The organism is Aequorivita vitellina (assembly GCF_022008365.1).
GTDB lineage: Bacteria > Bacteroidota > Bacteroidia > Flavobacteriales > Flavobacteriaceae > Aequorivita > Aequorivita vitellina.
The window spans coordinates 41,455-68,189 of sequence record NZ_JAIRBA010000009.1; the positions used below are offsets into that span (position 1 = coordinate 41,455).

Annotated in this window: 28 protein-coding genes, 1 other RNA gene and 1 pseudogene; 11 read left to right on the top strand and 19 right to left on the bottom strand. The window is 37.0% G+C overall.

Annotated features, from left to right (window positions below):
• Window positions 1-56 precede the first annotated feature (56 nt).
• The 3 genes from K8089_RS06465 to K8089_RS06475 form a co-directional block, all read right to left on the bottom strand.
• On the bottom strand, window positions 57-1,352 hold the full coding sequence (locus K8089_RS06465) for a chloride channel protein (protein WP_237602470.1): 1,296 nt from the start codon (window positions 1,350-1,352) through the stop codon (window positions 57-59).
• 59 nt (window positions 1,353-1,411) lie between these two features.
• Entirely contained in the window at window positions 1,412-1,993 is a 582-nt protein-coding gene (gene miaE, locus K8089_RS06470; RefSeq protein WP_237602471.1) for a tRNA-(ms[2]io[6]A)-hydroxylase, read from the bottom strand.
• Between the two features lie 92 nt (window positions 1,994-2,085).
• Window positions 2,086-3,957 carry a DNA polymerase III subunit gamma/tau gene (locus K8089_RS06475; protein WP_237602472.1) on the bottom strand — a complete coding sequence of 624 codons (1,872 nt, stop codon included), beginning with the start codon at window positions 3,955-3,957 and terminating at the stop codon, window positions 2,086-2,088.
• A 91-nt stretch (window positions 3,958-4,048) separates the two neighbouring features.
• On the opposite strand from K8089_RS06475, the gene rnpB reads away from it, so the two are divergent.
• An RNA gene (rnpB, locus tag K8089_RS06480) (RNase P RNA component class A) lies at window positions 4,049-4,399 on the top strand.
• Here the strand turns inward: rnpB and K8089_RS06485 are convergent.
• Genes K8089_RS06485 through K8089_RS06500 form a run of 4 tightly spaced genes read right to left on the bottom strand, consistent with a single transcriptional unit; the run spans window position 4,398 to window position 6,790 of the window.
• The gene (locus K8089_RS06485; RefSeq protein ID WP_237602473.1) at window positions 4,398-4,787 is read right to left on the bottom strand and encodes a hypothetical protein; all 390 of its coding nucleotides are present in this window, start codon (window positions 4,785-4,787) and stop codon (window positions 4,398-4,400) included. The two genes, rnpB and K8089_RS06485, sit on opposite strands and share 2 nt — an antisense overlap.
• Before the next feature lie 8 nt (window positions 4,788-4,795).
• The gene (locus K8089_RS06490) at window positions 4,796-5,329 is read right to left on the bottom strand and encodes an RsmD family RNA methyltransferase (RefSeq protein WP_237602474.1); all 534 of its coding nucleotides are present in this window, start codon (window positions 5,327-5,329) and stop codon (window positions 4,796-4,798) included.
• Window positions 5,329-6,150: a DUF3822 family protein gene (locus K8089_RS06495; protein ID WP_237602475.1), complete on the bottom strand. Its 822-nt coding sequence runs from the start codon at window positions 6,148-6,150 to the stop codon at window positions 5,329-5,331. The genes K8089_RS06490 and K8089_RS06495 overlap by 1 nt, the downstream gene beginning before the upstream one ends.
• Window positions 6,128-6,790 carry a hypothetical protein gene (locus tag K8089_RS06500; RefSeq protein ID WP_237602476.1) on the bottom strand — a complete coding sequence of 221 codons (663 nt, stop codon included), beginning with the start codon at window positions 6,788-6,790 and terminating at the stop codon, window positions 6,128-6,130. The genes K8089_RS06495 and K8089_RS06500 overlap by 23 nt, the downstream gene beginning before the upstream one ends.
• 128 nt (window positions 6,791-6,918) lie before the next feature.
• On the opposite strand from K8089_RS06500, the gene K8089_RS06505 reads away from it, so the two are divergent.
• From K8089_RS06505 to K8089_RS06530, 6 genes and pseudogenes are all read left to right on the top strand, one after another.
• Window positions 6,919-8,340, top strand: a complete 1,422-nt coding sequence (locus tag K8089_RS06505; protein ID WP_237602477.1) for an ATP-dependent DNA helicase — start codon at window positions 6,919-6,921, stop codon at window positions 8,338-8,340.
• Window positions 8,341-8,416: 76 nt separating this feature from the next.
• Window positions 8,417-8,995, top strand: coding sequence for a DUF4126 domain-containing protein (locus tag K8089_RS06510; protein ID WP_237602478.1), 579 nt, complete (start codon window positions 8,417-8,419; stop codon window positions 8,993-8,995).
• Window positions 8,996-9,046: 51 nt separating this feature from the next.
• A pseudogene (kdsB, locus tag K8089_RS06515) lies at window positions 9,047-9,757 on the top strand (3-deoxy-manno-octulosonate cytidylyltransferase); the annotation flags it as partial.
• Between the two features lie 45 nt (window positions 9,758-9,802).
• Window positions 9,803-10,861, top strand: coding sequence for an iron-containing alcohol dehydrogenase family protein (locus tag K8089_RS06520; RefSeq protein ID WP_237602529.1), 1,059 nt, complete (start codon window positions 9,803-9,805; stop codon window positions 10,859-10,861).
• A gap of 17 nt (window positions 10,862-10,878) precedes the next feature.
• Entirely contained in the window at window positions 10,879-11,430 is a 552-nt protein-coding gene (locus tag K8089_RS06525; protein WP_237602479.1) for a 1-acyl-sn-glycerol-3-phosphate acyltransferase, read from the top strand.
• A gap of 112 nt (window positions 11,431-11,542) precedes the next feature.
• Window positions 11,543-12,574, top strand: coding sequence for a hypothetical protein (locus K8089_RS06530; protein WP_237602480.1), 1,032 nt, complete (start codon window positions 11,543-11,545; stop codon window positions 12,572-12,574).
• 70 nt (window positions 12,575-12,644) lie between these two features.
• Here K8089_RS06530 and K8089_RS06535 read toward each other — a convergent pair whose 3' ends face one another.
• The 5 genes from K8089_RS06535 to gcvT all read right to left on the bottom strand — a co-directional run bounded on the left by K8089_RS06535 (window position 12,645) and on the right by gcvT (window position 16,690).
• Window positions 12,645-13,370: a YebC/PmpR family DNA-binding transcriptional regulator gene (locus K8089_RS06535; RefSeq protein ID WP_237602481.1), complete on the bottom strand. Its 726-nt coding sequence runs from the start codon at window positions 13,368-13,370 to the stop codon at window positions 12,645-12,647.
• Window positions 13,371-13,492: 122 nt separating this feature from the next.
• Window positions 13,493-13,774: a 4a-hydroxytetrahydrobiopterin dehydratase gene (locus K8089_RS06540; RefSeq protein ID WP_237602482.1), complete on the bottom strand. Its 282-nt coding sequence runs from the start codon at window positions 13,772-13,774 to the stop codon at window positions 13,493-13,495.
• Between the two features lie 41 nt (window positions 13,775-13,815).
• Entirely contained in the window at window positions 13,816-14,673 is an 858-nt protein-coding gene (locus K8089_RS06545) for a sugar nucleotide-binding protein (RefSeq protein WP_237602483.1), read from the bottom strand.
• Window positions 14,674-14,693: 20 nt separating this feature from the next.
• The gene (locus K8089_RS06550) at window positions 14,694-15,608 is read right to left on the bottom strand and encodes a glutaminase (protein ID WP_237602484.1); all 915 of its coding nucleotides are present in this window, start codon (window positions 15,606-15,608) and stop codon (window positions 14,694-14,696) included.
• The gene (gene gcvT, locus K8089_RS06555; protein WP_237602485.1) at window positions 15,608-16,690 is read right to left on the bottom strand and encodes a glycine cleavage system aminomethyltransferase GcvT; all 1,083 of its coding nucleotides are present in this window, start codon (window positions 16,688-16,690) and stop codon (window positions 15,608-15,610) included. The genes K8089_RS06550 and gcvT overlap by 1 nt, the downstream gene beginning before the upstream one ends.
• A 221-nt stretch (window positions 16,691-16,911) precedes the next feature.
• On the opposite strand from gcvT, the gene K8089_RS06560 reads away from it, so the two are divergent.
• Window positions 16,912-18,273 (top strand): NAD-dependent succinate-semialdehyde dehydrogenase, encoded by a 1,362-nt coding sequence (locus K8089_RS06560; RefSeq protein ID WP_237602486.1) that lies wholly within the window; start codon window positions 16,912-16,914, stop codon window positions 18,271-18,273.
• Window positions 18,274-18,320: 47 nt separating this feature from the next.
• Entirely contained in the window at window positions 18,321-18,710 is a 390-nt protein-coding gene (locus tag K8089_RS06565; RefSeq protein WP_237602487.1) for an acyl-CoA thioesterase, read from the top strand.
• 2 nt (window positions 18,711-18,712) lie between these two features.
• Here the strand turns inward: K8089_RS06565 and K8089_RS06570 are convergent, their stop codons facing one another.
• Window positions 18,713-19,975, bottom strand: a complete 1,263-nt coding sequence (locus tag K8089_RS06570; RefSeq protein ID WP_237602488.1) for a mechanosensitive ion channel family protein — start codon at window positions 19,973-19,975, stop codon at window positions 18,713-18,715.
• Window positions 19,975-20,262, bottom strand: a complete 288-nt coding sequence (locus tag K8089_RS06575) for a DUF3817 domain-containing protein (protein WP_237602530.1) — start codon at window positions 20,260-20,262, stop codon at window positions 19,975-19,977. The genes K8089_RS06570 and K8089_RS06575 overlap by 1 nt, the downstream gene beginning before the upstream one ends.
• Before the next feature lie 103 nt (window positions 20,263-20,365).
• Here K8089_RS06575 and K8089_RS06580 point away from each other — a divergent pair, with 103 nt between their 5' ends.
• Complete coding sequence (locus K8089_RS06580; RefSeq protein ID WP_237602489.1) at window positions 20,366-21,289, top strand: mechanosensitive ion channel family protein; 924 nt, start codon at window positions 20,366-20,368, stop codon at window positions 21,287-21,289.
• Window positions 21,290-21,346: 57 nt separating this feature from the next.
• Here the strand turns inward: K8089_RS06580 and K8089_RS06585 are convergent, their stop codons facing one another.
• Window positions 21,347-21,961: a M15 family metallopeptidase gene (locus tag K8089_RS06585; protein ID WP_237602490.1), complete on the bottom strand. Its 615-nt coding sequence runs from the start codon at window positions 21,959-21,961 to the stop codon at window positions 21,347-21,349.
• A 70-nt stretch (window positions 21,962-22,031) separates the two neighbouring features.
• Here K8089_RS06585 and K8089_RS06590 point away from each other — a divergent pair, with 70 nt between their 5' ends.
• Window positions 22,032-22,757 (top strand): SDR family oxidoreductase, encoded by a 726-nt coding sequence (locus K8089_RS06590; RefSeq protein WP_237602491.1) that lies wholly within the window; start codon window positions 22,032-22,034, stop codon window positions 22,755-22,757.
• An 82-nt stretch (window positions 22,758-22,839) separates the two neighbouring features.
• Here K8089_RS06590 and K8089_RS06595 read toward each other — a convergent pair whose 3' ends face one another.
• From K8089_RS06595 to K8089_RS06610, 4 genes are all read right to left on the bottom strand, one after another.
• A complete protein-coding gene (locus K8089_RS06595) occupies window positions 22,840-23,682 on the bottom strand; it encodes an OmpA/MotB family protein (protein WP_237602492.1) in 843 nt (280 codons plus the stop codon).
• A gap of 89 nt (window positions 23,683-23,771) precedes the next feature.
• Entirely contained in the window at window positions 23,772-23,912 is a 141-nt protein-coding gene (locus tag K8089_RS06600) for a hypothetical protein (RefSeq protein WP_237602493.1), read from the bottom strand.
• A 30-nt stretch (window positions 23,913-23,942) separates the two neighbouring features.
• Window positions 23,943-24,836 carry a mechanosensitive ion channel family protein gene (locus K8089_RS06605; RefSeq protein ID WP_237602494.1) on the bottom strand — a complete coding sequence of 298 codons (894 nt, stop codon included), beginning with the start codon at window positions 24,834-24,836 and terminating at the stop codon, window positions 23,943-23,945.
• A gap of 9 nt (window positions 24,837-24,845) precedes the next feature.
• On the bottom strand, window positions 24,846-26,666 hold the full coding sequence (locus K8089_RS06610; RefSeq protein ID WP_237602495.1) for a sodium:proton antiporter: 1,821 nt from the start codon (window positions 26,664-26,666) through the stop codon (window positions 24,846-24,848).
• Window positions 26,667-26,735: the final 69 nt, after the last annotated feature.

Genomic DNA, 26,735 nt, shown 5'->3' on the forward strand with positions numbered 1-26,735 from the left:
AAGATATATTACGTAAAAACTAATTTCACAATAAAACCTTGTGTAATTTGCCCACTTTAAAGATTTTTCTTCACTTCATTCAATTCTTCTTCTTTCATCTGTGCGCCAATAAATGGAATTTTCGGCGCTAAAAAGTACCCCGTTAAACTCGCAAAAAGTATGGGAATAAAATATGTGAACCCCGTAAGTGTTGCCAGTAGAATAGTGGTACTCATGGGGGTTCGAGTTACGCAAGCGTTTATTGCAGCCATACAACTCACAATTGTTAACGAAAGGCTGATTGATGGAAAAATTGTGTGAATAAGTAATCCGAGCGCCGTGCCACAGAAAAACAACGGAATAATAAATCCGCCACGCCAACCGGAAGTTACCGTAATGGCGATTGCAATTATTTTAAATATCAAAACGCCAATTAAGAATTGTACCGTACCATTTTCCTGTAATAGTTCGTTAATTTCAAAATGGCTGAAATACCTTGTAAGTGGAATATAAAAAGCGATGGTTCCCAGTAAAATTCCACCAATTAGTGTTTTAATGTAAATAGGGGTTTTTAATTTTCCGAAGAGATTTTTAAAAAATTTAGTGCAAAAAATAAATCCCCAACCAACTACAGTTGCAATTACCGCAAAAAAGAAAGCCCATCCAAAATCGAAAAATGTCTCCATTTCATAGGCGGGTAAATTCCACATGGGACCCAAACCAAGCTGTACGATTATTGCAAAAATAATATAACTAAATCCACTGGCTACCAGTGCTGGTATTATTGCTTGATAGTATTCCACAGCGTGTTTGTGATGGAGTATTTCTAAAGAAAAAAGGCTTCCTCCCAAAGGTGCACCAAAGAGCGCTGTAAACCCTGAAGCCATTCCTGCAATGCTTAGCGAACGCAATTCTTCACCTTTTAATCTTAAAATTTTACCCATCCAACTTCCGGTGGAACCAGTAACCTGAACCAACGGCGATTCTGGACCTAAACTACCGCCCGAAGCAACACAAAGCAACGACGAAAGTATCATAGACGGGTTGTTTTTGGGGTCTAACTTTCCCTTATTAAAACGGATGTTGTTTACTATTAGCTGCATTTCGCCCGGATCGCCAATAAAATAAATTATTAAACCTGCCAAAAGTCCAGAGATTGCCATTACTGGAATAACGAGCCAGCCTTCATATCCACCCAAGAATTCGGTAAGGAGCATCAGCACAATCCAGTACAAACCTGAAATAAGCCCGCCAATTAATCCTAAAATGGCCCAAAGAATAAACATTCTACTAAAAACAAACGGATTAAACCGGATAGGCTGATCCAGAATGTCTGTGTATTTTACGAGCTTTCTTCTGCGTTTTAATTTCATAATGGTAGCTTAAAAATAAAGCCTATAATTCAATATATATCTAATGAGGGATTTATCACTTACCCGTGAATAGATTGATGTTTGCCGAGATCTTTCATTACTTCAGCCTCAAAGGCAAGAAGATCGTTCCATTTTTGATCAACTTCCTTTCTATCGCCGTATTGGCGCGCAAAACCGAGAAACATGGTGTAGTGATTTGCTTCGCTAACCATTAGTTTTCGGTAAAATTCAGCGAGTTCTTTGTCTTCCAATTCTTCGCTTAACAGTCGGAAACGCTCGCAGCTGCGGGCTTCAATTAATGCGGCGTATAATAAACGGTGAACAAGCTGAGTGGTTCTACTACCTCCTTTTGGAAAGAATTGTACAATTTGTAAAACATACTCATCTTTTCGGTCGCGGCCCAAAACCCAGCCGTTTTCTAAAATTTTATCGTGAACCATTTTAAAATGACTTATTTCTTCTTTCACCAAAGCAATCATTTCCTGAATAAGTTCAGTGTATTCTGGAAAACTCACAATTAGCGAAACCGCAGTGGAAGCGGCTTTTTGTTCGCACCAAGCGTGATCGGTAAGAATGTCTTCTATGTTTTTTTCAACAATATTTACCCAGCGTGGGTCTGTGGGAAGTTTTAAGCCTAGCATAATGGTTTCAAGTTTTTACTGAACAAATAGCGGTTGTTGAGTGGAGCCAAAATGACTGTTGTGACTTCAGCTCCGCTCAGTCACCGAATTGATTAAATGTCTAAATCAAATTCCTGCCGTAGTTTTTCAATTAGCGGATTCATTTCTTTCAATTTGTCAAATTTTTCACGTGTGGTATAAGCGTATTTTTTTTCCGCAGTTTCATTTACGGTAATGTCTAAATCTATGTCGTAATTCTGAAGTTTTTCACGTAAAAAACCCAGTAATTCATACTTGGCACGCTCCACTTCGGTCTTTATTGTTTGGTTTGGAAATTCGAGATGAATGATGGAACCTTCCAGTTTTGGAACTCCCATCGTTAAATGTGAGAGCAGGTTGTATTTTCCATCGCTTTCAACATTTGTAGTATATTCTGCCCATACTGCTTGCATTTCATCTTCAGAAAAATCGTTAAAAGGAAGGTTTTCGGCATCGGGTTGGTTTGCGACTATTTCCTCTTTTATTTCCTGCTTTTTCTGAATGCTTTTAAGTGAAAGTGCAGATACCTTCTTTGCATTGCGTTCTGCTAAAATTTGCGGCCGTTCAATTACTTTTTCGGCCTTATTTCCCGATGGATTTCCTTGGTTATCATATGGTTTAGTTGCAATTTCGGAAGAATTACGATTTGAAGCATTGCTTCCGTTTGAAATTTCATCGGAAGGTTCAGCAAGGTTTCTTTTTTTAGCTTCAACTTCAATTTCAACTTCAGTTTCAATTTCAACTGGTTTTGGAGTAATACTTCCCGCAGAAGTAACTCTTTCCGAAGTAAATTCTTCACTCTTAAAATGGGAGGGAGGGATTACGAAACGATTAGAATCCCTGATTGCTAGACTTCCTCCTTCGCGAGAATTAGGGTTTTTTTTTTCTCCCTGAAAAGTCAGAGAAGCAAGCTGCATTAAGCAAAGTTCAACTAAAAGTCGTTGGTTTTGGCTGTTTTTATATTTTAGGTCGCAGCTGTTTGCAATATCTATTGCTTCAACTAAAAACTGCGTTGTAGTTTTTTGCGACTGTTCAAAATACATTGATTTTACTTGTTCGCCAACTTCCAAAAGTTCAATGGTTGCTTGGTTTTTACAAACCATTAAATCGCGGAAGTGGGAGGCAAGACCCATGATAAAATGATGCCCGTCAAAACCTTTTGAAAGAATGTTGTTATAAGTAACTAAAACCTGCGGAATGTTGTTTTCAAGAAGTAAATCGGTAATTTGAAAGTACCAAGTGTAATCCAGCACATTCAGGTTTTCAGTTACGGCTTGACGGGTAAGGTTTTTACCAGCAAAACTTACAACTCTGTCAAAAATGGAAAGTGCGTCACGCAAGGCACCATCTGCCTTTTGGGCGATAATGTGCAGGGCGTCGTCTTCGGCTTCAATGTTTTCGGCTTTTGCTACTTCGGCTAAATGTTCTTTTATATCGCGAACGCCAATTCGTCTAAAATCGAAAATTTGGCAACGCGAAAGTATGGTAGGTATTATTTTGTGTTTTTCAGTAGTCGCCAAAATAAAAATGGCGTGTTTTGGTGGTTCTTCCAAAGTTTTTAGAAAGGCGTTGAAAGCTGCTGAAGACAGCATATGCACCTCATCAATAATATAAACTTTGTATTTTCCTACCTGTGGTGGGATGCGAACTTGATCAATCAAATTCCGGATATCGTCTACCGAGTTGTTGGATGCGGCATCTAATTCAAAAATATTGAATGCGAAGTCTTCATCTTCCTTTTCGGTACCGTCTTGATTTATTTTTTTGGCAAGGATACGTGCGCAGGTTGTTTTGCCAACCCCACGTGGCCCCGTAAAAAGTAAAGCTTGGGCAAGGTGGTTGTTTTCTATGGCGTTTTCCAAAGTATTGGTAATGGCCTGTTGCCCAACTACGTCTTTAAAAACGGCGGGGCGGTACTTTCTGGCAGATACAATAAAGTGTTCCATAGTGCGGAAGCAAATATAAAGATGTACAACGGGTTTTAAAAAAATAGACGCTCGTATTTTACCAAATTTATTAACATTAACGTACTTTTGCGACGCAGGCCGCCTTATCGCTGAGACCCTTGCTTTTGCGAGGGTTTAAGAGGAAAGTCCGGGCACCAAAGGGAAGCATAGCGGCTAACAGCCGTCGGGATCCCCGCTTACGCGAGGATTTCAGGACAAGTGCAACAGAAAGAATGTACAGGTAATGCTGTAGTGAAATCAGGTAAACTCTATGCGGTGAAATGCCACGTAAACCTGTGACCCGATAGCTATCGGGAGAGGGTTCCCGCCCGATGCAGGAGGGTAGGCAGATTGAGCGTGTGGGTAACTGCACGTCTAGATAAATGATAAGGTGCCGAACTAGTTTCGGTAACAGAACCCGGCTTATAGGCCTGCTTTTTTTATAGCTTCGTTTGGGCTATGATTTCTAACATCCAATCTTTAGCAGCGCTCAATTTTTTAAAGGTTTGAAAGGGTATATGTATAAAGAATTTTTCAAAATTTGCTATTTCCAAGGTTCTTTGACTTTTATAAACTATCGCAAACGCTACTAAGTGTGGAATCTGTCTAGTATATGACTTTGGCGATAAATTTCTGGAATAATCGTTTACCCTATTAGATATATAACCGAAAGATTGGTCTCCATAAAATTGTGATGCTAATTCTTGAATTTTAGCGACATACTCCTCATCCAGGGTAATGCCTTCGGCTGGGGTAGCAATCATATAGGTTTTGTAGAATTCAATTTTTACAAATTTTAATTCTATTAATTCTACCGGAAGTTCAAACATACTACAAGTTACACAAAAAAGCTGAAAACGTTTCCACCGTATTTTCTCGCTTCGCTAAAGTTTGGTAAAGTAGAAAGGTCATTCTGTTTGGCGTGCTCAATTATTAAAAGTCCATCTTCATTTAAAAGATTTTTTTCGGCAACCTTAGAAACAATTTCTTCTAATTGTGAAGCGGTAAATTCATAAGGTGGGTCGGCAAAAATAACATCGTATTTACCCGAGACTTTTTCTAAATATTTGCCAACGTCTGTTTTTATAGCTGTTATGGGGAAGGTGAATTCTTCTGAAATTTTATTAATGTATTGCACACATCCTAGATGCGCATCAACCGCCGTTATGTGTGGCACGCCGCGCGAGGCAAATTCAAAACTAATATTTCCTGTTCCCGAAAAAAGATCTAATACTGAAAGTTCATCAAAAAAATAACGGACTCTTAAAATATTAAAAAGTGCTTCCTTTGCAAAATCGGTAGTAGGGCGAACTGGCAAATTTTTTGGAGCGGTTAATCTTCTTCCTTTGTGTGTGCCTGAAATTATTCGCATTATTGTGCATTTTTTAAAATGAAATGATTGTGGGCTTTATCAGTACCTAATTGGTAGTTGCTGTACTTGGTAGCATCTAAAAATTCGAGGTTGCGAATATACGTGTATGCAATTTTGTAATATTCATCTTCTTTGTCAATTTCTCCAAAAAGTATTACTGGAAGCGTATCTGGGTTTAAGTGGAGTTGTTCTAAGCAAAAAAGCGTGTAATATATAAAATCTTCGGGGGTTTTATATTGAAAGCTGTTGCAGAGTTGCAATTCGCCATTTTTTAAAATAATACAGTCGAAATTGTTTTTCTGAAAATGTAAAAACATTTTTGGAAGTGAATAGTTCTCTTTTTCGAGTAGGGTTTTTAGCATTACAGAAACGGAGTGATAGTAGCTGAAAGAACCGTATTTTTCGAAAAAAAAGTTATTGATATTCATAAACGGGATATAGACAACAACAATGTTTTTGAGTTCAATAACATCGTGTGCCATATAATCATTAGCCAAAATCTTAGAGTTAAACTTTAAGTATTCGCTTGCCTTTGTTTCGTCAAACAGAGGAGCAGGTATTACACTGTAAATGGGCGAGCTATATACAACTGTTACTTGGGCAAAGTTTGTGTTTAGTTCGGCATTATTATACATAACAGCTTCAATGTCCATCAATATTTCTTCGGGTGTCGTGCTGTGATCAAGACTTTTTTCAACAAAAAATATAGGGTCTTCACTTGCAGGATTAGTCACCAAAAAAGAAAGCCCGTTCAAAGAAACTTGAACGGACAGTCTATTATGTACTTTGTTTTGTATGTTAGTTGACTTTTGCAGCATCATAAATTTTGGGCCAGTTTCCAGAAGTATTTACTTCTTCTAGCGAGCCTACTTTAATATCGGGGCCATTAACACCATCAACAGATTGAACTTGAAGTTCTTGGGCTATTAAATCTGGATCTTGATCTGCCAAGATTACTTTTTTAGAAACTTTTGCTTCAAAAACTGAATAAGACACATCGTTTTTCTCAATTTTACCAGCTTTTAATTCAAATTTGGCATCAGTGTCCTCAACGGGAACATTCATCATAGTTTTATATCTATCGGTTCCGCCAAACAACGAATCTCTAACAGGTGTAAAACCTAATGTATCTATCAATGATTCTTCTATGAAATATCCTTTGTCAATCCCATAAGCTTTATTTTTAGCAACATCGGCATAACTGGTATCGCGGCGTTGTGTTCGTGCAAATTTGGCCGTGTCGATAAAACGCACCAAACTGTCCCAATCGCCAGTAAAACTACCGGTAATTTCTTTGTGGGCAAGCTCTGCGGCCTGTATATCTTTCAAATTTTTAATTACTTTGGCGTAGCGAGCCTCTTTAACTTTATTGAACTCAACTGGGCCCATTACCGAGTTATATAGCTTCCAACCAAGGAAGATGATGACAATCCAAAGAACAATCTGAATTACTAATTTCATTATTGATATTATTTAAGTGTTGATTTTACTAAAAGGTCTATCGCAAATCTACAATTTTTTTTTGTTCACAAAAGTATATTGCGAAAAAATCATACCTATCTTTAAACCCTCATAGTTAGCAGCAAATAATGAATGTATCAGAATTTTACAGTTTTTTAAAAAATGATTTTCCGCATAAAACCACCACAACGCAGGATATTGCGCTCCAACTTTTGGCAAAATTTGTGCTGAGCTCCAACAAAAATGAAACGTTTTTATTGAAAGGATATGCTGGAACGGGGAAGACAACCATCGTGGGGGCATTGGTAAAAAACTTGTCTAAAATTAAAAAGCGCTCTGTACTACTGGCCCCCACCGGAAGAGCAGCAAAGGTAATTAGCAACTATTCAAAAAAACAGGCGTTTACAATTCATAAAAAAATATATTTTCCAAAACGTGAAAAAGGCGCTGTGTCTTTTTCGCTTCAACAAAATAAACATCGCGACACTATTTTTATTGTAGATGAAGCTTCGATGATTCCCGATATAAATCAAGACTCCAGATTGTTTGAAAACGGTTCATTGTTAGACGATTTAATGCAATATGTGTACAGCGGAAATAACTGTAAATTACTTTTAATTGGCGATTCGGCTCAATTACCGCCCGTACATTTGGATATTAGCCCAGCCTTAGATGCGGCTTTACTCGAAAATCAATATAACCGTGAAGTTATAAAGTTAGAGCTAAATGAAGTGGTGCGGCAACAAATAGACAGCGGTATATTAGAAAATGCAACCCTAATTAGGGAGCGATTGGATGATGAACTCTATGAAGCATTTAAATTTTCTGGCATTAATTTTCCCGACATTATTCGGCCGGTCGATGGACAGGAAATTATGGACGCAATTAACGATAGTTACTCGGCCTTGGGGAACGAAGACACGGTAATTATTGTTCGTTCAAACAAGAGAGCTAATCTGTACAATCAAAGCATTCGAGAACGTATTCTTTTTCAGGAATCGGAACTTTCATCGGGCGATTATTTAATGGTCGTGAAGAATAATTACTTTTGGGTAGATAATACAAGCGAAGCTGGTTTTGTTGCCAATGGCGATATTGTAGAGATTCTGGAAATTTTTGCATTTAAAGAATTGTACGGTTTTCGTTTTGCTGAAGTAAAATTGCGAATGGTAGATTACCCAAATATGAAACCTTTGGAAACCGTGCTACTTTTAGACACGCTTACTTCCGAAACTCCATCACTTACTTATGACGATTCAAATAAATTGTACCAGGAAGTTATGAAGGATTATGCAACTGAAAAATCGAAGTACAAAAAATTTCTGGCCGTAAAAAACAATAAATACTTTAACGCGCTTCAAGTGAAATTCAGTTATGCTATAACGTGTCATAAATCGCAAGGAGGGCAGTGGAATACAGTTTTTGTGGAACAACCTTACTTACCCAACGGTATAGATAGAGAATACCTGCGATGGCTTTACACAGCCATTACGCGTGCGCAAGAAAAGCTATATTTAATAGGATTTAAAGATGAATTTTTTAGAGAATAATGTAGCGAGATTAGATAGACAGATAAATCTTCGTGCAAGGTTTTAAAAACCTTGTAGGTTTAACACTAAGTGAATTATGCAAACCTTCAATGTAATATTAAGTATTTTCTTAGGTATTGGTCTCGCTGCGGCGGTGGGTTTTCGCGTGTTTTTACCGTTATTAATTTTGAGTTTGGCAGGTTATTTCAATGTAATTCCGTTGAACGAAAGCTGGCAATGGATTGGTAGTCTTCCGGCCGTAATTACAATGGCTGTGGCAACGGTAGTTGAAATTTTTGGGTATTATATTCCGTGGTTTGATAATTTACTGGATACAATTGCGTTACCATTGGCAACTTTGGCAGGTACCGCAATAATGGTTGCAACCGTTACAGATTTAAGCCCGGGTGTTACTTGGACCTTGGCAATTATTGCAGGCGGAGGAACTGCAGCAACAATAAAAGGCAATACTACTGCAGCCAGAATAACCTCAAGTACCACTACCGGTGGTTTTGCAAACCCCGTATTAACTACTGTAGAAACGGGCACTTCAATTGTAATGGCGGTGGCTTCTATCTTTGTTCCTATTATTGCCTTTGTTTTAGTGTTATTTCTTTTTTTCGTAATATTTAGATTTTATAAAAAGCTTCGTAAAAAAGACGCCCCAAGAACATAATCTTCTTATTTTTGAATTCAATTTAAAAACTTCGACTTGAAAATAATAGCAATGATTCCCGCGCGTTACGGTGCATCGCGTTTTCCTGGAAAATTGATGCAAGATTTAGCAGGCAAACCTGTAATAGTACGTACTTACGAAGCTGCAAAAGCCACCAATCTCTTTGATGAGGTTTTTGTAGTTACTGATAGCGACATAATTTTCAAAGAAATAGAAGCCTTTGGTGGAAAGGCAATCATGAGCCAAAAAGAACACGATTGCGGTAGCGACCGCATTGCCGAAGCCGTTGAAAACTTAGATGTAGATATAGTGGTAAACGTTCAGGGCGACGAACCATTTACCAGTAGAGAAGGACTGGAAAAAGTGTTGGCAGTGTTTAATGAACCAGATGCTGCTAAAATTGACTTAGCTTCACTAATGACCGAAATCCACGACTGGAAAGAGATTAGCGACCCAAACTGTGTAAAGGTTATTGTAGATAAAGACAATTTTGCTCTGTATTTTTCGCGCTCGCCTATTCCATATCCGCGCGATAAAAATGTAGCACTTCAATATTATAAACACAAAGGTATCTACGCCTTCAGAAAGCAAGCGATAATGGATTTTTACCGTTTGCCAATGCGTTCATTGGAAGCTGTAGAAAAGATTGAATGCATCCGATATCTGGAATACGGGAAAAATATTAAAATGGTGGTATCTAACACTACAGGCGTTGAAATAGACACGCCCGAAGATCTTGCCAGAGCCAATAGATTACTAAAAGATAAGTCTGAAGATACCGTCAACAATAAGTTTCGTAATTTTCCTATGGTTCCGAAAGTGGTTTTTGGCGAAGGGTGTTTTGATCAACTGAGCACAATTCTCACTTCCCAAAAGCAGGAAAAAGCACCATTTATTTATTTGGTGGACGATACTTTTAAAAATAACACGCAATTTTTAGATAGAATTAATCTTCGATTTAACGACAAGTTGCTATTTGTTTCGGCAGATGAAGAACCCAAAACGAGACAGGTTGATGAAATGGTTAAAAACATTAAAACCGAATTTACGTATTTGCCATCGGGTATAATTGGCATTGGAGGAGGAACAGTAATGGATTTGGCAAAAGCGGTAGCCATTATGCTCAATAATAAAGGAAGCGCTGCAGATTATCAAGGTTGGGATTTGGTGAAGAAAAAAGCAGTGTACCACGTAGGAATTCCAACTATTTCGGGAACAGGCGCCGAAGTTTCTCGTACAACCGTACTTACAGGCCCTGTGCGAAAACTGGGTATTAACAGCGATTTTACTCCTTTTGATCAAGTGGTTCTTGATCCGCAGCTTACCAAAGGCGTTCCAAAAAACCAGTGGTTCTTTACTGGCATGGATTGTTTTATTCACTGTGTTGAATCTTTAAATGGCACTTTTTTAAACGCTTTTAGCCAGAGTTATGGCGAAAAAGCGTACGAGCTTTGTTTAGAGATTTTTCTTGGCGATTCACTTTCTGAAGAAGAATCGCGCGCCAAACTTATGATGGCTTCGTGGCATGGTGGAATGAGTATTGCATATTCGCAAGTAGGAGTGGCGCACGCAATGAGCTATGGCCTTGGTTACGTTTTAGGAACCAAACACGGAGTAGGCAATTGTATTGTTTTTCAGCATTTAAAGGAATTTTACCCCAAAGATGTGGCTTTGTTTGAACAAATGGTAGCCAAACACAACATTCAAATTCCGCAAGGAATATGTAAAGATCTTACTTCGGATCAAATGGACACGATGATTACAGTAGCTTTAGGAATGGTTCCACTTTGGGAAAATGCACTTGGCACTAATTGGCAAGAGGTGATAACTCCAGAAAAACTAAAAGCGCTGTATTTAAAAATGTAGCAAACCCCACACGAATTATGGGACTTACAAAATTTATTTTTGAAAAAGTAATGGGATGGAAAATTGAAGGTTCTTTTGACCCTACGGTTAAGAAGGCTGTTATAATTGTTGTTCCGCATACCAGTTGGCACGATTTCTATTTGGGGTTATTTACACGACGCCTAACTAAAGTTAAAATTAATTACATTGCTAAAAAAGAACTTTTTGTGTGGCCTATTGGGTGGTATTTTCGATGGACTGGCGGCGTTAAATTAGATAGGACCCCCGGGCAGAATAAAGTTGAAGCAATTGCCGAGTTGTTTAATGACAAAGAAGAATTTCGATTGGCACTTTCTCCCGAAGGTACGCGTAAAAAAGTTGCAACTTGGAAGACGGGTTTTTATTATATGGCTTTAGCAGCCAAAGTGCCTATAATTTGCGTAGCATTTAATTATGGATCAAAAAAAATAAGTATAGGCAATCCTTTTTTTCCAAGTGGAGACATTGCATCAGATATACCAAAACTTCGTTCGTTTTACAAGGGTGTTATTGGAAAAAATAAAGCGTATTCCTATGATATTGAAATGTAAATTTTCGTCTCGCGCCCAATCATTAATTTGTTGTTAAATATTAGTTAAGCATTCAAAAAATGTGGCATTATTTTGAATCTTAATATTAATTATGCATAAAAAATATAAAACTATGAAACGATTAAAATACTTAATTCCAATTCTTGCCTTGGCACTTACAGTGGTGTCTTGCAGTAGCGATGATGAAACCGGTGGTGGAGGGGAGCCAACTCCAGTAGCGATTTTGGCAAATCTATACGCTACGAGTAACACGAGTACTGCAATTCAGTCGTATGATTTTACACCAAACGGTATTGTACTGCGTTCCTTAATGACCAGTTCAGAAGATAATGAAGGAGTTTATTACGACGAAGATACCAGTGAACTGGTTGTGGCTTCCCGGTCGCAATCTGTAATTAATACGTATTCAAATATCGATAATGTAAATAGCGGTAATAATCTAAGCCTATTTCTTTCTAGCGATACAGTTTTAGAAAGTCCTCGCGATATTGCTGTAAAAGACGATGTTTATATTGTTTCAGACAATGCAGACCTCGATAATAATCCCGATACAGATGAAGGCCGGTTTTTTATTTTTACGCGAGATAATTCAGGATATACTTTGCGAAATATTGTTACCGTAAATTATGCCGTTTGGGGAATAGAACTAATAGGCAACGATCTGTATTCAGTAGTTGATAAAACAGGTGATATAGCAGTTTTTAAAAGTTTTATTGCAACTTATACTACAGATGTTACCGCAACTCCAGATAAACAAATAACTATTGAAGGTATTACCCGCACACACGGAATTACCGAAGACGATGGTTTTGTGGTACTAACAGATATTGGAGACGCATCAAATGATGGTGATGGAGGTTTTCATTTTATAAATGGATTTATCACTAAATTTAATGCAACTCCAAATGGTGGTACATTAAGTTTTGCCGGTAATCAAGTGCGAGTATCGGGTAGGTTAACTGAACTTGGCAACCCAGTGTCGGTAGAATACGATAGTCCAAGCCAGACTGTATTTATTGCAGAACGCGCAAACGAAGGCGGTAAAATTCTTTTCTTTAATGAAATTGGAGCAGGTGGAAACTTAGTACCAAGTTTAAGTTCGCCATACGCAGGAGCCTCATCTTTATATTTTATTGATAGATAAAAATTAGTTTCTTATTATATAAAAAAAGCCACCTATTACGGGTGGCTTTTTATATTTTTTGAAATTCTTTTTATTCTTCTTCAGAAGATTCTTCCATGGTATGATAGACATTTTGCACATCGTCATCTTCTTCTATTTTTTCTAAAAGTTTGTCAACATCTGCAGCTTCTTCAGCTGTTAATTTTTTTGTTACCTGCGGAATACGTTCAAAGCCTGAAGAAAGTATTTCAATATTTTTTTCTTCTAAATACGATTGAATAGCACCAAAACTTTCAAATGGAGCGTAGATTAAAATTCCGTCTTCATCTTCAAAAATCTCCTCAACGCCGTGGTCTATTAACTCTAATTCTAATTCTTCAATATCCAAGCCTTCTGGGTTTATTCTAAAATTACAGGTATGGTCAAACATAAACGACACAGATCCAGAAGTACCCAAGCTACCATCACATTTATTAAAATAACTGCGAATATTTGCAACAGTACGCGTGTTATTATCTGTCGCCGTTTCAATTAAAATTGCAATTCCGTGTGGGGCATAACCTTCAAAAAGAACTTCTTTATAATCGCCCAAACTCTTGTCGCTTGCACGTTTTATAGCGCGCTCCACATTGTCTTTAGGCATGTTTACAGCCTTCGCATTTTGAATTACAGCACGTAACCTAGAATTAGAATCAGGGTCTGGTCCGCCTTCTTTCACAGCCATTACAATGTCTTTTCCAATACGTGTGAATGCTTTAGACATTGCAGACCAACGCTTCATTTTTCTTGCTTTTCTAAATTCGAAAGCTCTTCCCATATTTATAATGATTTTGGTGAATTTTTCTTCCGCAATAGAAATAAACCGTCTCTATTTCTGTTGCAGACGAATGGTTTTTTAGTTATTGCAAATTTAAAAATTTGACTGGCATATCAAATTAACTAACCTATAAGTTTATCTATAATCTGCGCCAATTCAAAATCTTTTTCTGTAACTCCATCTGCATCGTGGGTGGAAAGATATATTTCAAGTGAATTATATACATTGCTCCACTCCGGGTGATGTTGCATTTTTTCGGCTTCAAAGGCAATTCGCGTCATTGCTGAAAAGGCTTCTTTAAAATCTTCAAACTCAAAAATAGTGTGTAATGCACCTTCGTGGTATTCCCAACCTTCAAATGCTTTCAATTTGTCGTTTATTTGTTTTTCAGTTAATGCTTTCATGGTGTGTGGGTTTTTTAATTGAGGCGCAATGTCTTGCGTATCTACTTAATTGATATAATTTCTTCGTTTAAACTACATTCTTCAATAACTTGTGCTACCGTAATTTGATGTTGATTTGGCAATTTGTTTCCCTTCGGAAGTATTGCATTATATCTATCTTCATTACTGCTAAATACACTTTTAAAGATAGGCATTTTATCGCCAATTTTAGCTGTAATTTCTCTAAAAAGATCTTCGTGATGCACCATATCTTTGCTCGCTAAATGAAAAATTCCGACCAAAGTCTGGTTGATTATATAATGAATTTGTTGACAAACTTTATTAATAGTTGTGGCAGTAATTACCAAATTTGGAAACACCTCAAAAGTAGCTTGATGGCGAATGCACTGCCGTAAATGTAGTATTTGAGGCGAATTAATTCCCAAAACAATTGGGAGGCGTAAAATTGCCGTTTGTGAGGGAATAATTTCTAACAATAACTTTTCAACTGAAATTTTAAATTTTCCCGAAACTGAAACGGCTAATGTTGGATCGCTTTCATACGAAGGAAGTTTAAATTGCCCATCAAATACTTCTGAGGAAGAAATATAAAGTACCAAACAACTCGCATTAAGCAAGGCGTAATTTACAATTTGTTGATGCGCTTCAAACTGGCTTTTAGAATCGCCCTTTATAGCCGAAATTATAATAGTGGGCTTAATTTTATTCAGCAATAAAAACATGGAATCTTCTTCAGCACAGAAATTATGAAAAACATGATTTTCTGCGAATGCTCCGTATTGTTTGCAATAGGTACAATGCACTTCAAAATAGGGAAGCAGTTCTTTGTAAATAGCATTGCCAATAAAGCCGCTGCCACCCAAAATTAAAATGCGTTGTTTTTCCAATTTTTTTATCATTAAACTCTTTTCCGAAATATTTAAAAAATGGACAATTTTGTTTTTGTAGTAAAGTGTTCCAACGCCTTCATTCCCAAGTATGAATTGCCTTGCGGATTCAAAGCCGGCGCCCAAGTTGCAATGGTAAAGCAATGCGGTAAAAGTGCTACAATGCCGCCACCAACACCACTTTTTCCGGGTAAACCTACTTCAAAAGCAAATTCGCCAGCCTCGTCATAAAATCCGCAGGTTAACATAATTGCGTTTATACGTTTAACTTGGCTAGCGGTTAAATGTTGTATGTTTTTTAAACATTTTCCCTTATTGGCATAAACAAAAAAAGCATTGGTAAGCTGCCTACAATCCATCATAATAGAACATTGATGAAAATAAAAATCCAATACATCTTCAACATTATTATGCAGGTTGCCGTATGATTTTAAAAGATTGGCCGCAGCATAATTATTGTAACCATTTAATCTTTCCGATTCGGCAACTTTTTCGTTAAATGAAATAGTATTGTCGTGTGCTAAATTGCGTACAAAATCTAAAAAATCTTTCTTCGGATTTTTTAAATTAGAAAGCAGAATATCTGCAACCACAATGGCTCCCGAATTAATTAGCGGATTTCTGGGAATGCCATTTTCTAATTCTAAAAGTGAAAGATGATTGAATGGGTTACCCGAAGGTTCCACATCCATACGTTCCCACAAATGGTTTCCCACAAGTTGAAATGCTTTTGTGAGCGAAAGCACTTTTGAAATACTTTGAATAGATAACTTTTCCGAAGCATCGCCAACCGAAAAATTTTCACCGGTAATTAACTGTAAGTGAATTCCGAATTTTTCTTTTGGAACATTGGCCAATTCGGGAATATATGAAGCAACTTCACCAGTATCTTTAACACTGTTTAGCGATTGATGAATTTCCTCTAATATTGCTTGATAATCTAGCATTAGCCTTTGTAAAACGGTGTTTTTACAATTGTTGCTGCAACAGGCTTATTTCTAATTTGAATAAATATTTCGGTGCCGGGAGCGCTGTTTTCTACTGTTACGTATCCTAATCCTATGGCCTTGCCTAAAGATGGCGCCATGGTGCCACTGGTTACAATTCCAATATTATTTCCGTCTTTGTCAACAATTTCGTAATCGTGGCGCGGTATGCCGCGTTCGGTTAATTCAAAACCGATGAGTTTTCTTTTAACGCCTTCTTCTTTTTGTTTTTTCAGATTTTCAGAATTCACAAAATCTTTGGTGAATTTTGTAATCCAGCCCAAACCAGCCTCCAAAGGCGACGTAGTTTCATCAATATCGTTGCCGTAAAGACAGAAGCCCATTTCTAGTCGCAATGTGTCGCGAGCAGCAAGACCAATTGGCTTTATTCCAAAATCTGCTCCAGCTTCCATCACTTTGTTCCAAACTTGCTCTACTTCGTTGTTTTTACAGTAAATTTCAAAACCGCCACTTCCGGTGTATCCGGTTGCACTAATAATTACGTGCTCGATTCCAGCAAAATCTGAAACTTTAAAATGATAAAATTTTATAGCGCTTAAATCTTCAGAAGTTAAAGATTGCATAGCTTCAATAGCTTTTGGACCTTGAATTGCAAGTAGCGAATAATCATCAGAAAGATTACGCAATGCCGCGCCCATAGTATTGTATTTTGAAATCCACGCCCAGTCTTTATCAATATTAGACGCGTTTACTACCAACAACCATTTTTCATCTTCAATTCTGTAAACAATTAAATCGTCCACGATTCCGCCAGTTTCATTAGGAAAACAACTGTATTGTGCTTGGCCAACAGCCACTTTTGAAGCGTCGTTGCTGCATACTTTTTGAATTAAATCTATAGCGTTTGGACCAGAAACTAAAAATTCGCCCATATGCGAAACGTCAAAAACGCCCACTGCTTTGCGAACGGTTTCGTGTTCTGCGTTTACGCCTTCGTACGAAACGGGCATATTAAAACCTGCGTAAGGAACCATTTTGGCGCCCAATTGCTCGTGAATATGTGTAAGTGCTATGTTTTTCATAGTTTAAAGGTTTGCTTATTAGACTCGTATCGGCAACTTCGAGTCTTGGTTTAGTAATATTTTTATCGATTATTTTAACGAATGTATCGTTTAGCAAATGTATCATATTCGTTTAAAGGTAACGAAAGTTTGCAGGGTTTATTTTCAACATTCGCTTCGTTAAAATCATCTTAATCGGAGGCATTTTTACCAATGTTTTCAATACTTTTAAAAGAAAAACCATGGCCACAACCACTTCGCTTAATCCGTATACGGGCACAGCATTAAATTCCTATAAAAATCACACAATAAAGGAAGTTTCTAAAATAATTGACAAAGCAGATAAACGCTTTTACAGTTGGCGTGAAACCACTTTTTCTGAGCGGAAAAAACTTATGCTTGCGGCGGCTTCGGAATTAAAGAAGAATAAAAAAGAATATGCCGAAATAATTACTTTGGAAATGGGGAAACCAATTTCACAAGCCATCGCCGAAGTTGAAAAATGTGCCTGGGTTTGCGAATATTACGCCGAAAACGCGGCACAGCAACTAGAAAATGAAGTGATAAAAACCGATGCCCATAAAAGTTATGTTAGTTACGAGCCGTTGGGAGTTGTTTTGGCAATAATGCCTTGGAATTATCCATTTTGGCAAGTATTTAGGTTTGCTGCTCCCGCGTTAATGGCGGGAAATATAGGGGTTTTGAAACACGCATCAAATGTTTTTGGCAGCGCTTTAAATATTGAAAAAGTTTTTAAACGTGCAGGTTTTCCGGAGAATTGCTTTACAACTTTATTAATAGGAAGCGATGCCGTGGAAGCTATAATTGAAAATGAAAAAGTAAAAGCGGTAACCCTTACCGGAAGCGGGCCAGCTGGATCCTCCGTAGCTTCCATTGCTGGGAAAAACATAAAAAAGACAGTTTTAGAATTGGGCGGAAGTAATGCTCTGGTTGTACTAAAAGATTGCGATATTGATAAAACTATTGAAATCTGCGTGCAAGCGCGTTTTCAGAATACGGGGCAGAGTTGCATTGCAGGAAAACGGTTGATTATTGATGAATCCATTTCGGAAGAATTCATTGAAAAAATGCTTGTAAATGTTCTTGAACTTAAGAGCGGCGACCCAATGGATAAAGATACCTTTATTGGCACTTTGGCACGTGAAGACCTTGCGAAAGATATAGAAAATCAAGTGAACGATTCTATTAAAGCTGGCGCAAAATTAGAAATAGGAGGGAAGCGACAAGGCGCCTATTTTGAGCCGACAATCTTAACAAACGTCACTAAAAATATGCCAGTTTTTAACGAAGAAACTTTTGGTCCCGCACTGTCTGTAACAACTTTTAAAAATGTGGAAGAAGCAATTGAGCTTTCAAACTTTTCAAAATTCGGATTAGGGGTTTCGCTCTTTACAAAAGATACTGAAGCGGCTGAGAAGCTTGCTCTTCAATTTAATGAAGGCGCGGTTTTTATAAATGAATTAGTAAAAAGCGATCCGCGATTACCTTTTGGTGGCATTAAAAATAGCGGCTATGGTAGAGAATTGAGTGAACACGGCATTCGTGAATTTGTAAATAGAAAAACGGTTTTTATTAATAAATAGGTGAAAGTTGAACAAGCTAGCAACTAACTTTTAAATAATTTTAAACTATGAATTTTCACACACGAAAATGGATAAAACCCGAAGATTTAAACCCTAATGAAACACTATTTGGAGGAAGGCTACTGCAATGGATTGACGAAGAAGCCGCGCTTTATGCAATTATTCAACTTGAAAATCCGCGAACGGTAACAAAGTTTATAAGTGAAATAAATTTTAGAAGCTCTGCAAAAAAAGGCGATATTATTGAAATAGGAATTGATACAATTGGATTCGGAAATACGTCAATAACGCTTTGTTGCGAGGTACGAAATAAAATGACCCGCGAAGTTATAATTAGCATCGATAAAATAATAATGGTTGGTTTGGGTGAAGATGGAAAACCGTGCAAACACGGCAAAACAAAAAAAGAATTTGTAAAAGACCGTTTGGCCAAATAAAATCAGGCTAGCGATTTAAAATCTTTCCCAGTTGGTAATTCAAATACTTCTAAGTCAAAGAAAGGTGTTGCTGCCAATAAATGGTCAAAAATATCTGCTTGAATGTGTTCGTAATTTACCCAGCGTTTGTCTTTGCTAAAACAGTAAATTTCAATTGGTAAGCCTTTTTCGGTTGGTTCCAAATGTCTCACCATTAACGCCAAATCTTTATTAATGGCAGTATTTTCATTTAAAAAAGCATCAATATAATATCTAAAAACCCCAAGATTTGTTTGGTTTCGACCATTGATTTGAACTTCTTTATTTGCTTCGGTTAAGCGGTTAAATTTATCAATATCTCTTTGTCTGTGTTCAATATAAGGTTTTATAAGTGAGATTTTTTTCAATTGTTCCAAATCTTCTTCCGATAGAAATTTTATGGACGACTGTTTTATATAAATAGAGCGTTTAATTCTTCTTCCGCCGCTATCCTGCATTCCGCGCCAGTTTTGAAAAGAATCGGCAATTAAACTATAGGTAGGAATGGTTGTAAAGGTATTGTCCCAGTTTTGCACGCGTACTGTGGCGAGATTTATTTCGGTTACAAAGCCGTCTGCGCCAAATTTGCTAAAGGTTATCCAGTCGCCAATACGCACAATATCGTTAACCGAAACTTGAATACTGGCCACAAAACCCAAAATAGTATCCTTAAAAATAAGTAAAACTACTGCAGACGCGGCCCCTAAAGTTGCAAGGCTCGTTACCGAATAGCCCGTAAGTAAATTAATTATAAAAAATATGCCAATACCCCAGGCAAAAATCATCATTACCTGCACATAACTTTCCAGCGGCTTATCGCCGTAGCGTTCGCTTTCTTCCATAAAATTACGTGTGGTACGCAAGATACTTCTGAAAATAAGAACGAAAAGAACTACAGAATATACTTTGGCAGCAATAAGCAACAGCCCAATTACCAAAGGCGATTCCATAAAAATAATTGGTATGAGATACCAAATGATTGTTAAAGGTACTAAGTGAGCAATATACTTTGGAAAATTGCTCTGTATTAAATAATCGTCAAAAGTGGAGATGGTTTTATTGCTAAAAGCCTTAAAAACTTGTATTATGGTTTTTCTAAAAATAACATCTAAAATAGCGACGGCTATTAAAATTATAATAGAATTAACTACCACATTTATAAAGACCGCCCAACCATAACCCATGCCTTCATTAACTAAATAATCTTGAAGAATACAACTATATGCTTGTAGGGTTTCGGCGTTCATTATAGGTATTTACGTTCTACATAAAAAGGTCCAAAAGGCAATATAGAACACATTACTACAATCAACAGATCTGTAACAGACCAATTTAATTTTTTATACATATAAAGTGCGCCGCCAACGTAGAGCACAAATAAAACACCGTGTGCCATCCCAACAATTTGCACCATTTGTGGCATGTGCCAAATATATTTTAATGGCATTGCTATTCCTAAAAGTACCAGAAACGAAATCGCTTCCAAAGTGCTAATAAATCTAAATGTTTTTACTGAAAGTTCCACTGTAAATATTTTTTTGGCAAAGATACAAGTTGCAATTGGTCCCGCTACACTTTAAGGATAATTTATACTTTAAATTATTTTATACAGAATTACTATCTTTAAAAGAAAAAATATGCTTTTACTATTACAAACCCCAACCGAAACTATCCATGAGTCTCTTGAGAATTACTACGCTGAATTTTTAAAAGTATTACCCCGAATTGCCCTGGCACTTTTAGTAATAATCTTGGGTGTTTTGTTGGCACAATTGCTCACCAATTTTTACAAAAGACGTTTTCAGCAAAAATCTGAAGACCCATTAATGTCGAAATTTTTGGCACAGGCCGTAAAAATTATATTAATAATTATTGCAATTATGTTAGCTTTAAAAGTTGCAGGATTGGACGGAATAGCCACAGGTTTGCTAACTGCCGTTGGCGGCGGCGCTATTATTTTGGGTTTTGCCTTTCAGGATATTGGAAAGAATTTTTTAGCGGGAATTATTTTAGCTTTCAATAGACCATTTAATATTAACGATACCATAAAGGTTGATGATATTTTTGGAAAGGTAAAGGAATTGAGTTTTCGGTATTCTCACATTAAAACTTTTGATGGGCGTGATATTTACATTCCGAATAGCGATGTGCTTACCAAACCCGTTGAAAATTATACCGCCGATGGTTTTTACAGAGTAGATTTTACCGTTGGCATTGGTTACGAAGACGATATTGTGGCCGCAAAAAAGGTTATTCAAGAAATTATAGATGCAAATGACGAATTAATACGCGATAAAGAGCACGAAAACTTTGTAATTGAAGACGAATTAGCGGCAAGCACCGTAAATTTGAAAGTCTTCTTTTGGGTGGATACACTCGATTATCGCAGGGCTTCCCGAGTTTTGCGAGGTTTGGTTATTCGGCAGGTTAAAGAAGAACTTTTTAAAAGAGGGTTTAATTTACCGGCAGACATTAAGGAGCTTAAAATTTATGGAACCGAGGATGCTATTCCTATTAAATTCAGAAATAGTCCGGAGTTTGCAAAAGAAGAAAAGCAATAAATGCTGCCACCTCAGTGTCTTCGCAGTAAATTTGAAACGCAGAAGCGTAGAGAACCATTATTCACAGGGCAACGGAGTGTTTAATGTTTTATAGCTCCAATTTTTTCGAAAACTAAAATGCCACCATTCAGTGCGGATCGTGTTAAAGCCAAATTTTCGCATGCCTTCAAAAAGCAGCTTTCGGTTGGCTAATATTTCTTTTGAAAAATTGAAATTGTCAATATGCGCTTCTTTTCCAAAGTAGTCGTAATCGCTACCCATTTCAACGTAACAACCCTCTAAAGTTTCCAACCTAATATCTACCGCTGCACCTTTATTGTGCACGGAACCATTGCCGTACGGATTGCCAACGTAGGTAGGTCGTGGAACTTTTGCCCACATTTTTTTCTGCACATCCAACGGGCGGTAGCAATCGTATATTTTTATGCGGTAGCCTCTTTCGCAAAAGTATTGGTTTGCTTGTAAAAGAGCTTCGGCTACTTCGGGGCGAAGTAAACATTCGGCACAATCGTACAGTGTTTCACCTATAAAATTGTTGGGGGTTGCGTACCGTATTTCGTATCCAAATTCTGTTGAAAGGTCCTTCAAATTTACAAGCGTGTCTTGCGAATTTACTTCGGAAGAAAAACTCAAGAATAGCAACGCGGAGAGGAGAATTGAAGGTAGTTTCATACTTCAAATTTAAGTAGAATTTAATAACATTCGCAATCACTATTTGTAACTTTGGGAAAAACGAAAAAACATGAATGATTTAGGAAAAAAATCCGCACTCATTACAGGCGGTACAAAAGGAATTGGTTTTGGAATAGCCGAAGCAATGATGAAAGTAGGTATTAACGTGGCCATTACTGGAAGAACCAAAGAAACAGCCGAAGCAGCGGCTAAAAAGTTAAATGCGAACGGAAACGATAGGGCACAAGCTATAGGCTTAGAAGCCGATGTGCGCAATTACGAGAGTCAACAAAAAGCGGTAAAGGATGCGGTTGGGCAATTTGGCAATTTAGATATTGTGATTGCAAATGCGGGGCTTGGCCATTTTGGTTCTGTAGATGAGCTTACTATTGAGCAGTGGAACGAAACAATTGACACAAATCTCTCTGGGCCTTTTTATACCTTAAAAGCCAGCGTAGATCAATTGAAGAAAAACCAAGGGTATTTTATAAGTATATCCAGTTTGGCGGGTACTAACTTCTTTAAAGGTGGAAGCGCGTATAATGCCAGTAAGTTTGGATTAACGGGTTTTACGCAAGCGGCAATGCTAGATTTGCGTCAACACGGTATTAAAGTGAGTACAATTATGCCAGGTTCTGTTTCAACTTATTTTAATAACAATGAACCGGATACAAAAGACGCCTGGAAAATTCAAAAGGAAGATATTGGTAAACTCGTTATTGATTTGCTAAAAATGCATCCGCGTACGTTGCCAAGTAAGATAGAAGTTAGGCCTACAATGCCACCTTCAAAATAATTAATAGTTTCATAAGCTTATAAAAAAAGGCGGTTCATTTTTTAAATGAACCGCCTTTACCATAGTTATGTACTCTCTATTTTTAATTGGCAGAAAGTAGAGCCAAGAATTTATCGAGGTTTGGCAAAATTACAATACGCGTTCTTCTATTTTTTGCGCGACCTTCTTTTGTTTCGTTTTCGGTTAAGGGATGAAAACTGCTTCTGCCGGCTGCAATTAACTTTTCTGGGGCTACGCCGTATTTGTCTTGCAATGTGCGAATAACGGCAGTGGAACGCTCTACACTTAACTCCCAGTTGTCTTTCACGTAGGCGCCCGGTTTTACCGTTTGGCTATCGGTATGCCCTTCTACCATTACTTCTAAGGCTGGTTCACTGTTGATTACATTAGCTAGTCGCTCTAAAAGTGGATTCGCTTTTGGGTTTACGCGAGCACTTCCGGAGTTGAACAGTAGCTTATCTGAAATTGTAATCATCACTACTGTTTCATCTATGTCAATTTTAATATCGTCTTCTTCACCTTCGCCTACTAAACTATTATCCAAGTTCTTTTTAAGGTTGTAAGAAACGATTAGATTCATAGAATCTTTTAAAGTCTTTGCCTGCGCTAATTCTTGTTGATCTACATTGGCGAGGGCTTGCTTCATTTTATCCTTATCGTTTTTAGAGATTACTACGCCTTCAACTTGCTGTAAGCGGTTGTTGTTAGAATCTGTTAACGACTGTATTTTTGCGTTGTAGTTAGCTACGCGTTCTTCAATTTTAGCATATTTGGCTTCAATTTCTTCTTTTTCAAGTTGCGTTTTGGCCAGTGTAGAGCGGGTGTCGTTGTATTGATTTTCCAGTTCTACATACTTCTTTTTCGATACACAAGATGTGGCAATAAGCGCTCCTGCAATCATGGTTAGTGCAATAACATTTTTCATAATACTTAGTTTTTTAGGTTTATGGTATACATAACTCCTTCTTGCACCAAAAAATTAGTTAACGGATGCTATTGTTTTGTTAAACAATTTTAGTTGAACCATTCAAACACATACCCTAAAACCACATATAATATTATAAACAACACAATGGTACCAATGCATCCGCACTTGCCGCCACCAATTTTTTTAGCGCCCCACCCGGCCAATAAAATTCTGAGTAATTTTTTCATAGAAAGCTAGAATTAAATAATTAACCTATTTTAATCGTCGTGGTTAGGCTCCATTTGCAACTTGTTTTTTCCGAAATCTAAAGTGCGAATAGGGAAAGGAATATTGATACCCGCTTCATCAAAGTTTTTCTTAATAAGTTTGATAGCCTTGTGTTGTGCTTGATATTTGGGTTTCGGCTTTTGACTTGTAATCCAGAATCGCACCATAAAATTAATGGAGCTGTCTCCAAATTCAGTAAAGAAAAACTCAACGCCTTCGTTTTGGCGTTGCTCAAAATTTTCAGAAATTATTTTCACTACCAAATCTTCTACTTTCTGCAGATCGTCTTCGTAACCCACACCGCAACTTACGGTTACTCTGCCGCGCTCTGTCCACGAGTAATTTATAAAGGAGTTTTCTGCAAAAATTTTATTCGGAACAATTACATAATCATTATCGGGTTGGCGGAGGGTAACATTACGCAAGTCAATTTCTTCTACATAACCTACGTTTCCTTGAGCATCTATAAAGTCGCCAATACGTACTTTTGGTTGAAATGAAAGCATAAATCCCGATACGGTGTTGCCCAATGTACCTTGTAAAGCAAACCCAATTGCCAGTCCCATAACTCCGGCCCCAGCCAATACAGAAGTAAGCACCTTATCTAACTGCAGAACCCCGAGGGCTATAAAAAAACCAATTAATAGTACAATAGCATAAATTAATTTGGAAAGTACTTGTTTAATAGATTCATCAGTTACTTTTTTGAAAAGAACTTTATGTGAAAGTTTTTTTAACCCTTTGGCGATAAAATAGAAAACTACAATTATTAAAATTGCCACAGCCAGATTAGGCAGCTTTAAAATAATAGCATCTAACCAGCCGTCTAGTTTATCCCATAAGCTTGAAATTGCGTCTTGTACTGAAAATTTTTCTTCTGTCATACGTGTATTTTACAAAATTGATGAAAGCATAAAAGTACCTAAAATCCATAAAATCAAGGATACTATACCTCCTATAATAAAAAAATGTTTGAATTTATAAAACCCCATTCCATAAATTAAAGTGTTTGTTTGATAGCCCATAGGGGTAAAAAAACTAAAATTGGCTCCAAATAATACCGCGAGTATAAACGGTTTCATAGCAAGGTCTAAGCCAATTGAAACGGCTATTGCAATAGGAGTCATAATAATGGCAGTTGCATTGTTACTCACTACACTGCTCAACAGCATTGTTATTAAAAAAATTAAACCAATTACAATAAAATTAGATTGCCCACTGAGAATTTGAAGTAGCCAATCTGAAATCCAACGGTCTGCCCCTGTATTGTTCATGGCAACTCCCAATGGAATCATTCCGGCAAGTAGAAAAATTACCTGCCAGTTTATTCTATGATAAACTTCATTGAGATTTAAGCAGCCCGAAAGCAATAATAACGAAACACCCGTTAGTGCACTAATTAGTATACTTAACACCCCGCTGGCGGCTAAGCCAATTACCAATAACAAAATTAGGGATGAAAGCACTCTTTTTTGATTGTTTACAGATTGCGATTTATGCTCTCGTAAAATGGCTACATTTTCTAATTCGTTAAGTTGATTGATTTCATTGGTGGGTATTTCAACCAACAAACGATCTCCAGGTTTTAACGTAATCTGATCTATTTCTTTTCGAACCAACCGTTCCTCGGTATTTCTAATATTCTTTCTTTTTTTTATTGCAATAGGCAAGGCATTGTGAAAGGTTTGTTTTCGCAATTGTTTTAAAGACTTTCCAATTAAAATAGAACCTGGCAGAATTAATAATTCTACAAAACCATAATCGTCTGGTTTTTTTTGAGTTTCTTCTTCGTTATCAACTTCTGGTTTCGGCTTTTTAAAAGCATCTTGATTTTTATGAACACTTAATCCTTCTGCATCATTTAATTTGGAGAGGTTTTCAATATCGCACATTAACAATAGTTTATCCTTCTCTTTTAATGTAATATACTTGCCGGGAGCATTGGTTATCTGCTTATTTCTGGTAAGTTTTAAAATAGAAATCTCTGAATTGTTAAACAGAAAGGTATCTTCAATATGTTTGTCTATTAAATTTGAATTCTTGTTGATTACAACAGTTGTAACAAAGTTTTCTAAATTGTAGGCGTCGCGTAAATTCTCTTTTGAATCTTTTGGAAGCCATCTTGAAGCAATAGTTATAATTATAATACCAACTACTAAAAATACAACACCAAACAGCGAGAATTCAAAAAAACTGAATCGTTCCGCTCCCAAATTACGGGCGACAGAATTTACAATTAAGTTGGTTGAAGTTCCCATTAACGTACAACTGCCTCCTAAAATACCAGCAAAAGAAATGGGTAAAAGCAACTTTGCCTGCGGAAGATTAAATCGTTTGGATAATTCTGAAATAATTTTAATAAATACAATTACTACGGCAGTTGTATTTATAAATGCCGAAATACCGCCAGTAATTAACATAAGTACGGGTAGCAGTAAAAATAGCGGTAATATATGTAGGTTTTTTAAAAAGCGTGCTAACGACGCAATTACGCCGTTATCCTCTAATGCCAAGGCAATTATCATTAATGAAAGCACCGTGATTGTAGCCGAATTTGAAAAACCAGAAATAGCCTCTTCGGGTTTTACCAATCCAGTTAAGGCGAGGGTGGCAATTAAAAGTAACGCAATTTTGTCTACCGAAAATACTTCAAATGCGAAAAGGATAATGGTAACAAACAGAATAGAAAAAACGAGTATTATTTCTGGCGTCATTTGGTTGAAAGGTTAGTCTTATAAAGATAACCGCAGAAATAATACTCGTTATTAAGAAATTCATAAAAT